Genomic DNA, 15,773 nt, shown 5'->3' with positions numbered 1-15,773 from the left:
CGAGATCAGGCACCCGCGAACGCGCCGCAGGCCGAGATGTGAACTCGTTATAGGTATCTGACGGGATGCTTTCAACGCGGCGCATCCAACTTCACCGTAAATCCGGCAAAATAGTTGACCCGATTCAGTTTTTGCGACGCCAGGTCGCGAAATGCATGGAGTGGCTGTCCTTTTCGCCCTGCGGCAGCGGTTCGGAAAAGCTCTTTTCGAACACAAGCGGATCAATGTCAGGAAAACGCGTATCGCCATCGACGGTGGCGCCGACCTCGGTGACATGCAGAACGTCCGCCACCCGGATAGCCAGCCGGTAGATCTCGCCGCCACCGATGATGCAGATTTCGTCGACCTTAAGGGCCTTCGCCTGTTGCCTGCCGAGCAGGATCGCCTCGTCCAGCGAGATCACGCTCGTTGCGCCCTCGGCCCGAAAATCCGGATCGCGGCTGATGACGATGTTGGGGCGGCCCGGCAGCGGCCGGCCGATCGATGCCCAGGTCTTGCGGCCCATGATCACCGGCCTTCCGAGCGTCAGCGCCTTGAAGCGTTTGAGATCGGTGGGCAGATGCCACGGCAGGCCGCCTTCCTGCCCGATGACGCCGTTTTCGGCGACGGCGACAACGATGGTGATCCTTGCATCAGTCATGAAATCCATCCGGCTTGCTGTCGACTTCGCGAGCGCGGGCAAGCGCCGGGCGGGCGGTGAGCGTTTGCAGGTAACGGTCGACCCCAGCGCTTTCCGGCAGCACCCTGCGCATCCAGGACAGGGCGCCGCCGAGCAGAAGATCGACCGCGCTGATCCTGTCGCCGAGCAGAAAAGGCTGCCGCTCCAGCGTGCTGGTGACATGCTGGCACATGTCTCGATAGCCCTTTTCAAGATTCGGGTTGCTCTGCGTCATCCCGCTGACGAAGGCGGTGCCCATCGGCTCTATCACTCCGGCGTAATAGGCAAGCCCGGAGAGATAGGCACCGCGCTCGGCATGCCCTTGCGGCCGCCCCATCCCGGACTTTGGAAAGAGGTCGGTCAGGTAGAGCGTGATCGCGGCCGATTCCGTGATCAGCGCCTTGTCGTGCAGCAGTGCCGGCACCTGCTTGTGAGGATGCGGGTTGTTGTCGTCGGGCGCACCGGAACCATCCCGGCGACGGATCGAAACATAGCGGACGTCGTATTCGGCGCCAAGTTCCTCCAGCAGCCAGACCATGCGGCCCGATCGCGACATCGGCGCGTGAATGAGTGTCAGCATGCGGTCCTCCCCAACCGGTCAGGCGCCGGCGCCCGATCGCCGCTGCGCGCAAAGATTACACCGAAACCGGCGCCTTGATATGTGAATCAGCTTCGTAACCAACCAGCTCAAAATCTTCGAATTCAAAGGAAAACAGATCCCTCACCTGCGGGTTCAAGACCATTTTCGGCAAGGCCTTCGGCGAGCGGCCAAGTTGCTGGCGCGCCTGCTCGAAATGGTTCTTGTAGATATGCGCGTCACCGAATGTATGGATGAAATCCCCCGGCTGCAGCCCGGTCACCTGCGCCACCATCAACGTCAAGAGCGCGTAGGAGGCGATATTGAAGGGCACGCCGAGGAAGATGTCGGCGGAGCGCTGGTAGAGCTGGCAGGAGAGCTGGCCGTCGGCGACATAGAACTGGAACAGACAGTGGCAGGGCGGCAGTGCCATCTCGTCCACCAATGCCGGGTTCCAGGCCGATACGATGTGGCGGCGCGAGTTCGGATTGGTCTTCAAGCCCTCGACGAGGTTGACGATCTGGTCGAGGTGCCGCCCGTCATGGGTCGGCCAGGAGCGCCACTGATAGCCGTAGACGGGGCCGAGATCACCGTTCTCGTCGGCCCATTCGTCCCAGATATTGACGCCGTGCTGCTTGAGATAGGCGATGTTGGTATCGCCCTTCAGGAACCAGAGAAGTTCGTGGATGATGGAGCGCAGATGCAGCTTCTTGGTCGTCAGCACCGGGAAGCCCTCGGAAAGATCGAAGCGCATCTGGTGGCCGAACACGGAGCGCGTGCCGGTGCCGGTGCGGTCGCCACGATCGGACCCGGTCTCCATCACATGCCGCAAAAGGTCGAGATACTGTTTCATGGGTCCGCCGCCGATTCGTTTCCGCGGTAAAATAGGCGCAAGTCGGCAGCGAACCAATCCGTAAATCCCGGGTGTCCCCAGGCTTGATTCGGCTTTAGGACGAATCGCCATTCAGCTCAGGCCGAGTCGAAATGGTGATTTTCCGGAATACGGAGCGCAGCGTCCTTAAAGGTACGTGAGCACCGGAAGCACGGGAAAGCACCATTTGCAGGCCGGCATGGGCGGAATGTCGGTTGGTCCTAGATCGTCGCCAGTTTGCCCAGGTGTTTCGCCACCAGGTAGTAGAAGGTCACGCGTGACTTCGACCGGTCCCCGGCCATCGTCTTGGCAGCGGCTTCAACGGCCGCGTCGGCATCCTCGCCGGTGACGCCGAGCTTCTTGCCGCACCACTTTTCCTTGACCCGATCAAGTTCGGTCTTGTCGGATGCGGAAACCAGCGAAGAGTCCCGGTTGCGCAGCGCGATCCCAAGATGTTTGACGATCTTGTTCACGACCGCTTCATCGGCGCCGCTGTCGTATTTCTGAACATCCGCGAGATAATCCGTCATGGTGTCTCCTCACCTGGTTTTACTCTGTGCCGCGCCCCGCTCCTGATGAATGGTGCGCAACCAGAGTTTTTTCACGCGTGGCGAGCAAGTCAAGGCCAATCCTGCCCCTGCAAACGGTAAACATACCCGTATTTTTGAAAAGGCTCTTTTCTTGCATGATCGAAAGACCTATATGACAGTTGCCGTCTTCGGGCGGCTATGGCGATAAACAGGCGATGAAATAAGCCTATTGGACCCGGGGGCGGTACCCGGCGCCTCCACCAAAAACCGGTCGGAAACGACGTACCGACCGGCTTTTGATGGGGGCGAAATAGGATCGACAAGGGTGTAAAGATCGACTTTTTGCTCGGCATTGTACCACCGTTATCGGGCTAAAATTGTAGTTGCAAACGACAACTATGCGGAAGCTCGTCTCGCTGCTTAATCGCAGTGTGACACTTCAAATCAAGTCCTTCCGGTTCGCACCGTAAGGCGGGGTTCGGAGGTACCTGGCAACAGAAACCTCCACTTCCCTCCCCTTTACCTTGCCGGCATGTTCCGTCGTTTGTCATTCTCCAATGCCTTGAAATGGTCTATAGATGATGCAAATGACTCGTATATCAGGCCTTTCCTGCATACAGGGCCGATGGCATAAGAGTAACAGAGTTGAGTGACAAGAAAGACGGGGATCTTATGGGCCAAGACCATATCCGCTACGACATTCTCGCGCAGGACGCCCTTCGCAGCGTCATTCGCAAGGTTCTGATTGAAGTCGCAGCGACAGGTGCCCTGCCCGGTGATCATCACTTCTTCATCACATTCCTGACCGGCGCGCCGGGTGTACGCATCTCGCAGCACCTGAAGGCAAAATATGCCGAACAGATGACCATCGTCGTGCAACACCAGTTCTGGGACCTGAAGGTCACGGAAACACTGTTCGAAATCGGCCTGTCCTTCTCCGACACGCCGGAAAAGCTCGTCATCCCCTTCAACGCCATTCGCGGCTTCTATGACCCGTCGGTCAATTTCGAACTCGAATTCGATGTTGCCTCGGCAGAAGAAGACGAGGGTGCTGAAATCACCGCTTACCCGGTCTCTTCCGTCGACAAGCCCGCCGAGGCGGAAACCGAGGTCAAGACCGGCGACGATGGCAAGAAGGAAGGCGGCTCGGTGATCTCGCTCGATTCCTTCCGCAAGAAGAACTGAAACCAGTTTCAAGGGTGCCCGTCATGACCGGCGACATTGTCAATCTCCGTCAGTTCCGCAAACAGCAGGCGCGGACGGAGAAGGACAAGGCCGCCGAGCAGAACCGTATCTCGTTCGGCCGCACCAAGGCCGAAAAGCAGCTGACCAAGACACTGAACGACAAGGCCAGGAAGGCGCTCGATCAGGGCCGCCTTGAGACGACGCAAGATGAAGCTGGCGACGAGCGCTGATCGCCGCGTGTTCCCGGGTCAAGCAATTCCTCCTGAAATCAGCACCTTGGGCGCGAAACCGGAATCAATCCGCAAGGCTGCTGATTCAGTCTCTGAGGCCAGCCGATGATCCGCAAGCATTCCGCGACCTTGCATGGCCATCGCACCAGCTTCACGCTGGAAGAACCCTTCTGGATCGAACTGAAATCGATCGCCGCCGCGCGTGAGATGGCGCTGGCGCAGCTGATCGCCGAAATCGACGATAGCCGCCCGGCCGACAGCAATCTCTCCTCGGCCCTCAGGGTCTATGTGCTGGACTGGATCAAATCGAACGGAAGCCGGTAGCGTCGGCGGGTACGCATCGCTCGGCGACGCTATTGCGGCGTGACGCCGGGTAGCGTGTCAAAATTGAGCGGCTGGTTGGGTACGGTACCACCCTGCTGTTCCTGGCTCGGCCGGTCTTCAATGCCACCGCCTTGCAGCGGCGACAGGTCCTCGCCGCGAATGACGCCTTGCGAAGGATCGAATGGCTTGATGTTGAGGTTCTTTTCGTCCTCGGCCTTTCGTGCGCCTTCCGCAGCCTTGGCCTCCGCCGCGGCCTTCTCCGCCGCCGCTGCCGCTTCCTGTGCTGCCTTCTGCTCCGCGGCCGCCCTCATCTGAGCTTCCGCCTTCTGGCGCGCGGCTTCCCTGGCGACAAGTTCGCGCCGGCGCTGCTCTTCCTGAGCCTGCAGACGTGCTGCCTCGCGCTCGATGGCATTGGCCCTGTAGAGCGCGACTTCGCGACGCAGCCGCTGCTTTTCCAGCACATTGGCCTGCAGCGTCTCGACGCGGCGGCGTTCCCGCTCGAAGGCGCGCAGCGACAGGAAATTCGACAGGTCGGTCGCATCGAGCGTCATGCCCGGCGATTGCAGCAGTCCCGCATAGTTGAGGCTGACCTGGGCTTCCGCGCCGGTCAGCGCCTCTTCGCCCGGACGGAAATCGACATCGATGCCTCCAGTCATGCGCTCGTCGGGAAAGCTGATCTCCAGATTGCCCGACAGGCCCGCCGCATTATCTGCAGCCGTGACATTCTGCGCCCGCAGCGTGCCGCCGGCGATCGAGAAGGGAACCGTGACCGTGCCGAGCACCGTGTTGCCGGACAGGATGCTTTTTTCGGCAAAGGGGTGGACCGCATCGGGCGTGATATCGCCCTGAAGAGCGTCAGCAGAGGCCATCAGGTCCGGCAGGGCGGCTGTGTTCAGTCCGTGAATGGTGACATCCCGCAATGTCGCGGTGCCGGAACCGCTGGTCGATTCGGCCATGGCGCGCGCCGTCTTGCCGGAAGCCTCCATGGACAATGCCAGGTCGAAGCGCCCTTCGGCAACCGCCGCGCCACTGGACGTCCACGCAGCGGCAGCGAGATCGCCGTCCTTCAATTCAAGCTGCGTCTGGAAGAAGCCGGAGCCGTCGCCATTGCCGAGTAGCAAACGGCCTTCCGCCTTGCCGCCCAGCCAGCCGCCGGCAAGCGAAGACAGTTCGATCTGGTCGCCCTTCCAGAGAAGCTTGCCCGTCATGTCCGATATCGCGCCGTAGACGCCTGGCCAGAAGCGCTTGGCCGTCACGTCGAGCGCCACGTCATAACCCGACCAGGCCGGCTGCACCACCGGCGCAGACGACAGATCGCCCGTCGCGCCATGCTGCACGCCACCGAGAATGCTTTCGGCGATCCAGGCGAGATCCAGCGTGTCGAGCGCGATCTGCCCGGTCGCCTTGCCCGACACCTTGCGGTCGAGCGCGAAGCTCCCGGAAAAGGCGTTGCCGTCGGCCTTGCCTTCGATGCCCGACAGGATCACGGCATCCGGCGTGGTCGCCACATCGGCCTTGAACGCCAGCGGCAGGCCCGTACCCATCTGCGGCAGACCGATGCCCTGCAACAGCAGGAAGGGCTCGAAATCCTGGCTTTCCAGATTGATCTTCGCCTGGCCGGAGAGGAATGCATCGCGCGACAGATCGACCTCGCCGCTGGCGGAGAGCGACGTGTGCTCTGTCGTGAAGGTCAGGCCGGCATTGGCCTTCTGATCGTCCGTGCCCTGCAGCTTGACCGAGAGCAGCGCATTGGCATCGGCGTCGAACGGCAGCGGATCGAAGCCCACCTGCCCGAGCAGAAGCGGCGTCGACGGATTTTCGAGCGTCGCCTCGAGCAAGATGCCCTGCCCGCTCAAGGCCTGGCCGATATTGGGAGCCTGATAGTTGGCGGCGATGCGCGTGCCGTTGGCCGTGCCGATGATACCGAAGGTCACAGGCGCCTTGCCATCCTGGCTGCCGGTCGACAAGGTCAGGTCGAGTGCCGCGTCGGTGTAATAGGGACCACTGCGCACAAGCCGTTGCAAGGCCGGATGGGCTGCGGCATGACGCTCGATCATCTGGAGAAACGGCGTCAGGTCCGGAGAGGCGAGCTTCATCTTGGCCGAGATCACGGGCGCGGTCATGTCACCGCTCATGCGGCCCGACAAGGCGAGCTGCGCACCCGCCAGATTGCCGATCGAGACGCGCTCGGCCTGCAACTGGCCATTCTTCAGCGTCGCCACCAGCTGAACATCGCTGGCGTCCTCATCGAAGGCGGAGAATTGTTCGGCCGACAGGTCGGCGGCGATCGTATGCGCCAGAACCGTCTCGTTCGAGGCATCGCCCGCCACCAGTCCGGCAAGCGCCCTCAGCGCTTCCAGATCGATCCGGTTGCCCTTCAACTGGAGTGACAGGCTGGGCGGCGCGCCGTCCAGCGCCTGGCGCTCGATGCGCCCGCGCAGTACGGCAGGGCCGACCGCCACTTCCAGCCGTTCGAATTGCTGCAAGGTATCGGTGAGATTGACGGTCGCCGAGAAGCCGGCGGTCTTCAGCTTGCGGATCGCCGGATCGACGGAACCGGCAAGCCAGGTCGCCAAGCCCGACGGCTGGTTGGAGGCGACAAGCATTTCGCCGCGAAACGCCCGCTGGCCGCTAAGCTGCAGCCGCCCCTTCGCCTCGAATTGCGTGCGTCCCGGCAATTGCGCGACGGCATTGTCGATCATCCATCCCGCCTTGTCGGGTCGCAGATCGAGCCGAACGTCGCGCACGGTCGTGTCGCCGATGACGATCGCCGGCAGTTTCAGGCTGGCGCGACCCGGCACCTGCGGAATCGGGATATCGGCGGCGATCGCCATCATCGCGGCAAGACGCTGGCGCACGGAAATGGCCGGATCACGCCCCGTCTTCCCCGCCTCGCCGGCATTGCCGATACGGCTGACATCGATCTGCTGGCCATCGGCCAGAAGCAGGAATTCCTGCTCCTTGCCGGTGTCGAGTGTCGCTTCGCCAGTGACGAGATAGGGGTCGTCCCTCGGGCCGATCTCCATCCGGAATTCGGGAACCCGAATGCGTTCGTTGGTCAGTTCGAAGGTGCCGGTCACACGCGGGGCGGACGACTGCTGATCCTGCGCCTTCAGGGCTTCCGCCGGCCGGTTTTCGGTCAGCGTGAAACTGCCCTGATAGACGGGTTTGAAATCGACGATCTTCAGGTCGCCGTCCAGTTCGACGCCGAAGGGGCGCTTGTCAGGCGTCAGACGCGAGCGCAGGCCAAGCGTCCCGGTATTGTCGGGCTCACCACTGGCAAACGAAAAACTGCCGGCCTCGCCGTCGAGCGCTGCGCGCCCGTCGATCTTCCACGGGCCACCCAAAGAGCGCGCGGACAGATCCGCTTCTAGCCCGGTGACCCGGCGCGTCCGCCCCGTCTGCTCGTCGATGAAATCGATCTGGCCGCCGGTGATCGCGACATTTTCCAGAACGACGTTCTTGGCGGGGATCGAGGCCTTGCGGCCCCTCGCCCAATCGAGCGTGCCATCCGGCAGCAGCCGAATCTTCGCCTTCGGCTGTTCCAGCCGCATGTCGAAGATCAGTGCTTCACCGGAGAGGAAGGGCGCCAGTTCGGCGTCCATCGAGAAATGTTCGACCTGGATCAGCGGCTCGCCGGTCTCGGACTGGCCGACGCGGACATCGTTGAGGGTTACCGAGGGAAACGGGATCAGCTTTGCATCGACGCTGCCGTGGACGACCACGGGCTTGCCCATGATGCGGCTCGCCTCGCGCTCGAAATCCTTGCGAAAATCGGTCCAGTCCACGAACATCGGTGCGATCAGTGCCGCAAACAGCGCCACGACCAGCAGACCACCGATGAAAGCCAGAATTCGCGAAAGCACCAGTTCCCAGTCCTATCCCATGTCTCTGCCGCACGCGCCGCCGCGGCGGACAGCCACCAGTCCCTACAGCGCCGCGCATCAAATATGACGCGCGAAGGTCGCTGTAACGCTTTTAATATACTGCATAATTTCATCCTTAAATCGGAATCGATTTAAGGATGAAATTATGCAGTAGCACCCGAACACCGTTTTCACATGGCAAAAATCTTGCCGGGATTGAAGATGTTACCGGGATCGATCGCCCGCTTTACCTGCCGCATCAGATCCAGCGCATCGCCAAGCTCGGCCTCCAGAAACGGCATCTTTCCCTGGCCGATGCCGTGCTCGCCCGTGCAGGTGCCATCCATCGCCAGCGCCCGCTCGTTGAGGCGGGCGACGAAGGCTTCGGCTTTGGCGATATCGGCATCGTCCTTGTCATCAAACAACAGGCCGACATGAAAGTTCCCATCACCGGCATGACCGACGATCGGAGCGATCAAGCCATTGGCAAGAACGTCTTCCTGCGTCGCTTCGACACAGTCGGCAAGCCGCGAGATCGGCACGCAGACATCAGTCGACAGGATCGCAAGCCCGGGCGCCAGGCTCTTCTGCGCCCAATAGGCATTGTGCCGCGCCTTCCACAGCGCATTGCGCTCCTCGGTATTGGCCGTCCAGCGAAACTCGGAGCTGCCGAATTCAGCGGCAATCTCGGCAAACTGCTTCGACTGCAGCGCGACGCTTTCGGCACTTCCGTGAAACTCCACGAACAGAGCCGGGGCTTCGGGAAACGACAGGCCGGAATAGGCATTGCTCGCCCGCATCTGCAGCGCATCGAGCAGCTCGATCCGCGCCACCGGAATACCGGACTGGATTGTCAGGATCACCGTGTTGCAGGCATCGCCGATCGAGGGAAACGAACAGACGCCGCCGGCAATGACTTCGGGAATACCCTGCAGCCTCAGCGTGATCGAGGTGATGATGCCGAGCGTGCCCTCCGCCCCGACGAAGAGACGGGTGAGATCGTAACCGGCCGACGACTTCTTGGCGCGGTGGGCGGTGCGGATTTCCTTGGCCCCGGCGGTCACGGCGGTGACGGCCAGCACATTGTCCTTCATCGTACCGTAACGCACCGCATTGGTGCCCGAGGCACGCGTCGACGTCATGCCGCCGATCGAGGCATTGGCGCCAGGATCGATCGGAAAGAACAGGCCTGTGTCGCGCAGATAGACGTTCAGGGCTTCGCGCGTGATGCCGGGCTGTACCGTGCAATCGAAATCCGACGCATTGACTTCGAGCACCTTGTCCATCCGGCTCATATCGACGCTGATGCCGCCATGCGGCGCGTTGATATGCCCCTCGAGCGAGGAGCCCGTTCCGAAGGGAATCAACGGCACGCCATGTTCGGCAGCAATCGCGACGATCGCCTCGACCTCGGCGGTATTATCGGGAAAGACGACGGCGTCCGGCAGTTGCGCCGGAATATAGGTCGTCGAATGCGCGTGCTGGGCGCGAATGGCCTCGCCGGTCTGGAAACGATTGCCGAAACGCGCGCTCAGCAGCGGCAATGCGGCGGCAATACCCGTTTCGTTGCGAACACCCGTCTTAATCGCTTTCAACGCCATCCGGCCTCCCCGAACCGCCGCGCTATGCATCGCGGAAATTCTTAAATTTCAATGCGCTACTGTGCAAATCGGAATCACTTTGTCCAGAACCTCACCGGTAACATGCGGGGTTTAGCAAAGAATTGTGACAGAGTGAGACAGTCCGGACACAGGACAGAAATCGCTACAATTTCCACAGACAGCCAAAGCCGGCCGATTGTTTCATCGGCCGGCCGAAAGACAATGCCCGTGCTGCCTACTCGGCCGCTTCCGCCAATTGCAGCGTCTCGGCGTGCTGCATCTCGCGTTGCAGGCGCCGTTCCTCGTCGACATGCGGCTTGGTGAAGCGCGCGATGACGAGATAGGCGACGGGAGTCAGATAGAGCGTCACGACGGTCGCAAGACCGAGCCCGCCGACCAGCACCCAGCCAAGCGCCACACGGGCTTCGGCACCGGCACCGCTGGCCAGCACCAGCGGCACCGCGCCGACGATGGTGGCGATCATCGTCATCATCACCGGGCGCAAGCGGATATTGGCCGCATTCTCGATCGCCGACCGCAAATCTTCACCGCGATCCCGCAACTGGTTGGCGAATTCAACGATCAGGATACCGTTCTTGGCCATGATACCGACCAGCAGCACCAGTCCGATCTGGCTGTAGATGTTCAGCGTATTGCCGGTCAGCAGCATGGCAAAGACGGCGCAGGCAAGCCCGAGCGGTACCGTCGACATGATGATCAGGCCGCTGATCAGGCTCTCGAACTGCGCCGCCAGCACCAGGAAGATGATGACGATGGCGAAGCCGAAGGTGATGAACAGTCCGTTGGCGTTCTCGTTCAGCGTCGCGGCTTCAGCCAGCGGCACGACGCGCGACCCCGGCGGCAGAAGCGGCTCGGCCATCTGCTCGACCATGGACAGGGCGTCTCCGAGGGCGATGTCGGCGGTCAGGCCCGCAGAAAGCGACACGGAGCGCAGCTGCGATTCCCGCGACAATCGCGGTGCAACCGCCTTTTCCTCGACGCTGGCGATCGTCGACATCGGCACGATCTTGCCGTCGCCGGTCTTGAGGAAGATGTTCTGAAGGTCGGTGGGATCGTTGACAGGGTTGGTGGTCGACAGGAGCTTGACCGGATAGGATTCGCCCTCGACATAGACATCAAGAACACTGTTGCCATCCAGCATCGCCTGCAGCGCCGACGACAGCCCGACAATATCGATGCCGAGATCGGACGCCCGTTCGCGATCGATCGTCACGGAAAGCTGCGCCTGGTTGGCTTCGTAGTTCAGCCGGACATTCTCGAAACGGCCGCTGTCTTCCATTTGCCGCACCAGTTTGTCGGCGGCGTCCCCGAGCTTGGCATAGTCGTTGCCGACCAGCGCCACCTGCAAGCCGTTGCCGGCGCCACGAATGCCGAGGCTGTTGGGCTGGATCGGAAAGGCGCGGATCGAGGGGATATTGGCGGCCATCTTGGCAATATCGTCCGAAATCTGCTGCTGCGTCCGCTCTCGGTCAGCCCAGGGGGCAAGGGTCAGGACCATGAAGCCGGTATTGACCGAACCACCCTGACCGGAAATCGAAAACACATTGGCAATCTCGCCATTGTCGACGAATGGCTTCAATCCGTCTTCCACCCGGCGCATCTGTTCCTGGGTATATTCGAGCGAGACGCCCTGCTGGGCCTGGATGCGCAAAAGGATGCGCGAGCGGTCCTCCGTTGGTGTCAGCTCGGATTTCAGTAACGTGAACGCGCCGGCGCCGGCCGCCGTCACCATGATCGCCACCATGAAGACGACCACCGGCGTATTGAGGCAGGCCCGCAGCGTTCTGCGGTAGAATGCCGCCGCGAATGCGCCGATCTTTCCCATCACGCCCGTGTGTCCATGCCTCTCGTCATGCGGTTTCAGCATGCGCGAGGCCAGCATCGGGCAAAGCGTCAGCGAGACGAAGGCCGACAGCAGGATGGCAAAGGCCAGCACGAAACCGAATTCGCGGAAAAGCCCGCCCGTCTGGCCGGGGAGGAAGGATAGCGGCACGAAGACGGCTGCCAGCGTTGCGGTCGTGGCGATGACGGCGAAGAACACTTCCAGCGTTCCGAGCACGGCGGCAGCCCGCGGCCCCATGCCCTCGCCGCGCCGTCGCACGATGTTTTCAAGCACCACGATGGCATCGTCCACCACCAGCCCGGTTGCCAGCACGATCGCCAGCAGCGTCAGGATATTGATCGAGAACCCGGCGAGATAGATCGCCGCGCAGGTGCCGATCAGCGCGATCGGCATGGTCAGCGTCGGAATGAGCGTTGCGCGCCAGTCGAGCAGGAAGAGATAGATAACGAGCGTGACGATGACCACCGAGGCGACCAGCGCGATCTCCACCTCGTGAATGGCGCCGTCGATGAATACCGCGTCGTCACTGGTGACCTTCAGCTGCGTGCCCTTCGGCAGGATTTCCGCGATGGTCGCCACCGTGTCGGCGACGCCGCGTGAAATATCGAGCGTGTTGGACTGCGCCTGGCGAATGATGCCGAGGCCGATGCCCTGCCGGCCGTCGGAGCGCAGCGAGGAGGTGCCGATATCCGGACCAAGCGTAACGGTCGCGATATCGCCGAGGCGCACATTGTCGCTCAGGATGAGATTTTCGAACTGCTCAGGCGTCTGCAGGTCGGCCGTGGCGCGAACGGAAATATCCTGGTTGACGCTGGTCAGCGAGCCCGCCGGAACGTCGAGAGAGGCAGTGGCCAGCGACGAGCGCAGGTTGGCGATGGTAATCCCTCGCCCGGCAAGCTTGGACTGGTTGACGTCGATCCGGAAGATCTTTTCCTGGTCGCCGTTGATCTGCACATCGGCGACGCCCTCGACGGCCGCCAGCCGGTCGGTGATCTCGTTTTCAGCGAGCAGCGTCAGGTCTTCCATCGACAGCGTGTCGGAGGTCAGCGCCAGCCGCATGATCGGCTGGCTGTCGGCATCGGCCTTGACGATGCGCGGCTCGTCGGCATCCTCCGGCAGCTGGTTCGTCACCCGGCCAAGCGCGTCGCGGATGTCGTTGGATGCCTGGCCGATATCCGTCGTGTCGGAAAATTGCAGCGTGACGCGGCTCTGGGCATATTGCGAGGTCGAGGAAATATCCTTGATACCCTGAACGCGCGACACGGCGCCCTCGATCACCGAGGTCAGCTCGCGGTCCACCGTTTCCGGCGAAGCGCCGTCGAACGTCGTGTTGACCGAAACCACCGGCTGATCGACCTGCGGCAATTCGCGGATCTCGATGCCGTTCAGCGCGGCAAGGCCGGCGACGATGATCAGCGTGTTGACCACCAGCGCAAAGATCGGCCGGCGGATGAACAATGCGGTGAATCCGGCAGTGCGGCCGGCACCGGAATGATGCGCATCGCCGCTCATTTCGCCGTCTCCGCCTCGGAAACCTTCTGCTCGGTGGATTCAGTGGCCGGCTTCTTGCCGTTGCGACGCTCCTGCTGCTCGGCCAACCTGACCGCACCGCCGTCGCGCAAGCGCTGCACGCCTTCCATCACCACGGCATCACCCTTGGCAAGTTCGGCATCGACCAGCACCTTGTCGGAATTGCGCTGGATGATCTTGACCGGCACCTTCCGGCTCTTCTCTTCCTCAACACGCCAGACATAGGAACCATCGGCGCTCCACTGGACAGCCAGCGGATTGACGGTCGGATACTGGTCGCCGGCAAAACGCACTGCGACCGAGAAGGACATGCCGGCACGCAATGCGTCGTCGGGATTGTCGATTCGCGCCCGCACGCGCAACGTCCGGCTTGCCTGATCGACACGGTTGTCGATGGAATCGATGACGCCGGACAGCTCGGAAGTCGGCAGGGCGATGGCCGTTGCCGAGACATCCTGGCCGACGGAGATCTTGTTGGAAAAACGCTCCGGCACCCAGAAATCGACGAGGATCTGCGAGCGATCGTCGACGACGGCAATCGGCGTCGAGGTGGTGATATAATCACCGGGATTGACGGTGATGATGCCGACGATACCACCGGACGGCGCGACGATATCGCGGCGCTTCAGGTCCAGTTCGGCCGTCTTCAGCGCCAGTTCCGCCGCCTGCATGGCGAACTCGGCATCGCGCAGGACGGCGACCGAAACGGCTCCACCAAGCTTGCGATTGCGCTCGACCTTTTCCTTCGCACTCTCGACGGCAACCTTGGCCTGGGCCGCGGCGATCGCCTGTTCGTCGCTGTCGAGGCGGGCAATCACCTGCCCCTTTTTGATCCGGTCGCCGGATTTCGCCAGCACTTCGGTGAGATTTCCGGTCGCAAGCGGCGTGACGTTGACCGACAGGATGGCCGCGCCATTGCCGATCGCGTTCAACCGGTCATTGACGACGGCGATATCGACCGGCTGGGTGACGACGATCGGGGCTCCGCCACCGCCGCCCTGGTTACGGTCCTGCCCCCTGCCCTGGCCCTGTCCGCCGCCGTCCTTGGCCTCGCCAGCAGGTTTGGCCACAAGCGCGATCAGCCTCGGCGGCACGCCGGCCTTGGCCAGCATTGCACCCGCGCCCGGCACGAAATGAACCCAGACGCCGAGACCGACGAGAAGAATGACCAGGCAGGTCAAAAGCTGCTTCCAAAGCCGCATGCAGGACTCCAAATTGATAAGACGTCTTCCCGGCCAAAACGGCGCACGGGGTCGTTGTTTTGCCCAACTATCTCTGCTTCTGCACTGCAGGCAATCCTAGAATGCCATCATTACGTATTTGTAATAGGACGGTTTTGACCAATATGCGGATCACCAGGGATACCAATGACGAGGAAACTTCCATGAGCACCATCGCCCGCAACGACGCCGCCGAATCCGATCCGAGGGTCAAGGCCGTCTTCGACGACATCCGCACTACGCGCAAATCCGACTTCATCAACAACATGTGGCATTACCTGACCTTCGATCCCGGCCTGCTCGAAAGCACCTGGGCCGAGGTCAAGGCGGTCATGGCGACGCCCTCGGCCCTCGATCCGCTCGTGAAGGAGATGCTCTACATCGCCGTCTCCGTCACCAATGGCTGCACCTATTGCGCCCACTCGCATACGGCAGCGGCGAAAGCCAAGGGCATGAGCGCCGAGCAGCATGCCGATCTCTTGCGCGTCATATCGCTCGCCGCCAAGACCAACCAGTTGGCGACGGCGCTGCAGCTACCCGTCGATGCCGTCTTCGATGCCGATCATCGGCCCTGATCGCGGCGGAATGGCGACGCAAACAGTGAAGAAGCTGGACATTGCGGAATAAAAGCAGAACGGAATTCTGGCCTTTCGGCTCCGAATCACTACATTGAGCCGCATGAGCAATGGTTTTGACGATATTCCCTTCTTCGACGAGGAGCCGGCGCCGCGTCGTGCGCGCGGGGCGAGCCCCCAGTCTGCGCCGCCAGCGCCCGCCGCCAGCGGCATCGCGGCGCGCGCCATGGCCGCCCGCGACCAGCATCGCGCCCCCGATTATCTCTCCGGCCTGAACCCCGAACAGCGCGACGCCGTCGAAACCCTCGACGGTCCCGTTCTGGTGCTCGCAGGTGCCGGCACCGGCAAGACGCGCGTGCTGACCACCCGCATCGCCCATATCCTCGCCTCGGCAAAAGCCTTCCCCAGCCAGATCCTCGCCGTCACCTTCACCAACAAGGCAGCCCGCGAGATGAAGGAGCGCGTCGGCGTTCTCGTCGGCGGCGCGGTCGAGGGCATGCCGTGGATGGGCACCTTCCATTCGATCGGCGTCAAGCTCTTGCGCCGCCATGCCGAACTGGTGGGCCTCAAATCCTCCTTCACCATCCTCGATACCGATGATGTCGTGCGCCTGATCAAGCAGTTGATCCAGGCGGAGGGGATCGACGACAAGCGCTGGCCGGCCAAGCAGTTCGCCCAGTTGATCGACGGCTGGAAGAACAAGGGCCTCGGCCCCGCCGAGATTCCCGAGGGCGACGCCCGC

The 15,773-nt window shown here is 62.1% G+C and carries 13 protein-coding genes and 1 other RNA gene; 6 read left to right on the top strand and 8 right to left on the bottom strand.

Going from position 1 to position 15,773, the window contains the following annotated elements:
• Positions 1 to 124: 124 nt before the first annotated feature.
• The 4 genes from VL202_RS20290 to VL202_RS20275 form a co-directional block, all read right to left on the bottom strand.
• Complete coding sequence (locus tag VL202_RS20290; protein WP_325465886.1) at positions 125 to 640, bottom strand: dihydrofolate reductase; 516 nt, start codon at positions 638 to 640, stop codon at positions 125 to 127.
• Positions 633 to 1,238, bottom strand: coding sequence for a glutathione S-transferase (locus VL202_RS20285; RefSeq protein ID WP_325465885.1), 606 nt, complete (start codon positions 1,236 to 1,238; stop codon positions 633 to 635). The genes VL202_RS20290 and VL202_RS20285 overlap by 8 nt, the downstream gene beginning before the upstream one ends.
• Positions 1,239 to 1,293: 55 nt before the next feature.
• Positions 1,294 to 2,088, bottom strand: coding sequence for a thymidylate synthase (locus tag VL202_RS20280; RefSeq protein WP_325465884.1), 795 nt, complete (start codon positions 2,086 to 2,088; stop codon positions 1,294 to 1,296).
• Positions 2,089 to 2,327: 239 nt separating this feature from the next.
• Positions 2,328 to 2,636 (bottom strand): DUF2853 family protein, encoded by a 309-nt coding sequence (locus VL202_RS20275; protein WP_325465883.1) that lies wholly within the window; start codon positions 2,634 to 2,636, stop codon positions 2,328 to 2,330.
• Positions 2,637 to 2,778: 142 nt separating this feature from the next.
• Between VL202_RS20275 and ssrA the strand changes: the two genes are divergently transcribed.
• The 4 genes from ssrA to VL202_RS20255 all read left to right on the top strand — a co-directional run bounded on the left by ssrA (position 2,779) and on the right by VL202_RS20255 (position 4,375).
• Positions 2,779 to 3,145: a transfer-messenger RNA gene (ssrA, locus tag VL202_RS20270) on the top strand.
• 163 nt (positions 3,146 to 3,308) lie between these two features.
• Positions 3,309 to 3,821, top strand: coding sequence for an SspB family protein (locus VL202_RS20265; protein WP_325465887.1), 513 nt, complete (start codon positions 3,309 to 3,311; stop codon positions 3,819 to 3,821).
• Positions 3,822 to 3,844: 23 nt separating this feature from the next.
• Positions 3,845 to 4,051, top strand: a complete 207-nt coding sequence (locus VL202_RS20260; RefSeq protein WP_325465882.1) for a DUF4169 family protein — start codon at positions 3,845 to 3,847, stop codon at positions 4,049 to 4,051.
• 105 nt (positions 4,052 to 4,156) lie between these two features.
• Positions 4,157 to 4,375, top strand: a complete 219-nt coding sequence (locus VL202_RS20255) for a ribbon-helix-helix domain-containing protein (protein WP_325465881.1) — start codon at positions 4,157 to 4,159, stop codon at positions 4,373 to 4,375.
• A gap of 29 nt (positions 4,376 to 4,404) precedes the next feature.
• On the opposite strand, the gene VL202_RS20250 is transcribed toward VL202_RS20255, so the two are convergent.
• The 4 genes from VL202_RS20250 to VL202_RS20235 form a co-directional block, all read right to left on the bottom strand.
• Positions 4,405 to 8,241, bottom strand: a complete 3,837-nt coding sequence (locus tag VL202_RS20250; RefSeq protein WP_325465880.1) for an AsmA family protein — start codon at positions 8,239 to 8,241, stop codon at positions 4,405 to 4,407.
• A gap of 191 nt (positions 8,242 to 8,432) precedes the next feature.
• Positions 8,433 to 9,842 carry an FAD-binding oxidoreductase gene (locus VL202_RS20245; protein WP_325465879.1) on the bottom strand — a complete coding sequence of 470 codons (1,410 nt, stop codon included), beginning with the start codon at positions 9,840 to 9,842 and terminating at the stop codon, positions 8,433 to 8,435.
• A gap of 235 nt (positions 9,843 to 10,077) precedes the next feature.
• Positions 10,078 to 13,218, bottom strand: a complete 3,141-nt coding sequence (locus tag VL202_RS20240; protein ID WP_325465878.1) for an efflux RND transporter permease subunit — start codon at positions 13,216 to 13,218, stop codon at positions 10,078 to 10,080.
• Positions 13,215 to 14,438 (bottom strand): efflux RND transporter periplasmic adaptor subunit, encoded by a 1,224-nt coding sequence (locus tag VL202_RS20235; protein ID WP_325465877.1) that lies wholly within the window; start codon positions 14,436 to 14,438, stop codon positions 13,215 to 13,217. Before VL202_RS20235 ends, VL202_RS20240 begins: the two co-directional genes overlap by 4 nt.
• A gap of 182 nt (positions 14,439 to 14,620) precedes the next feature.
• Between VL202_RS20235 and VL202_RS20230 the strand changes: the two genes are divergently transcribed.
• Both VL202_RS20230 and VL202_RS20225 read left to right on the top strand, forming a co-directional pair.
• Positions 14,621 to 15,031, top strand: coding sequence for a carboxymuconolactone decarboxylase family protein (locus VL202_RS20230; RefSeq protein WP_325465876.1), 411 nt, complete (start codon positions 14,621 to 14,623; stop codon positions 15,029 to 15,031).
• A gap of 103 nt (positions 15,032 to 15,134) precedes the next feature.
• The coding region (locus tag VL202_RS20225; RefSeq protein WP_325465875.1) for an ATP-dependent helicase at positions 15,135 to 15,773 on the top strand (639 nt) is incomplete at its 3' end.

The organism is Pararhizobium sp. (genome assembly GCF_035497515.1).
GTDB lineage: Bacteria > Pseudomonadota > Alphaproteobacteria > Rhizobiales > Rhizobiaceae > Pararhizobium.
The sequence above is the reverse complement of the archived record's forward strand: the minus strand, read 5'-3'. Positions and strand labels throughout refer to the sequence as shown.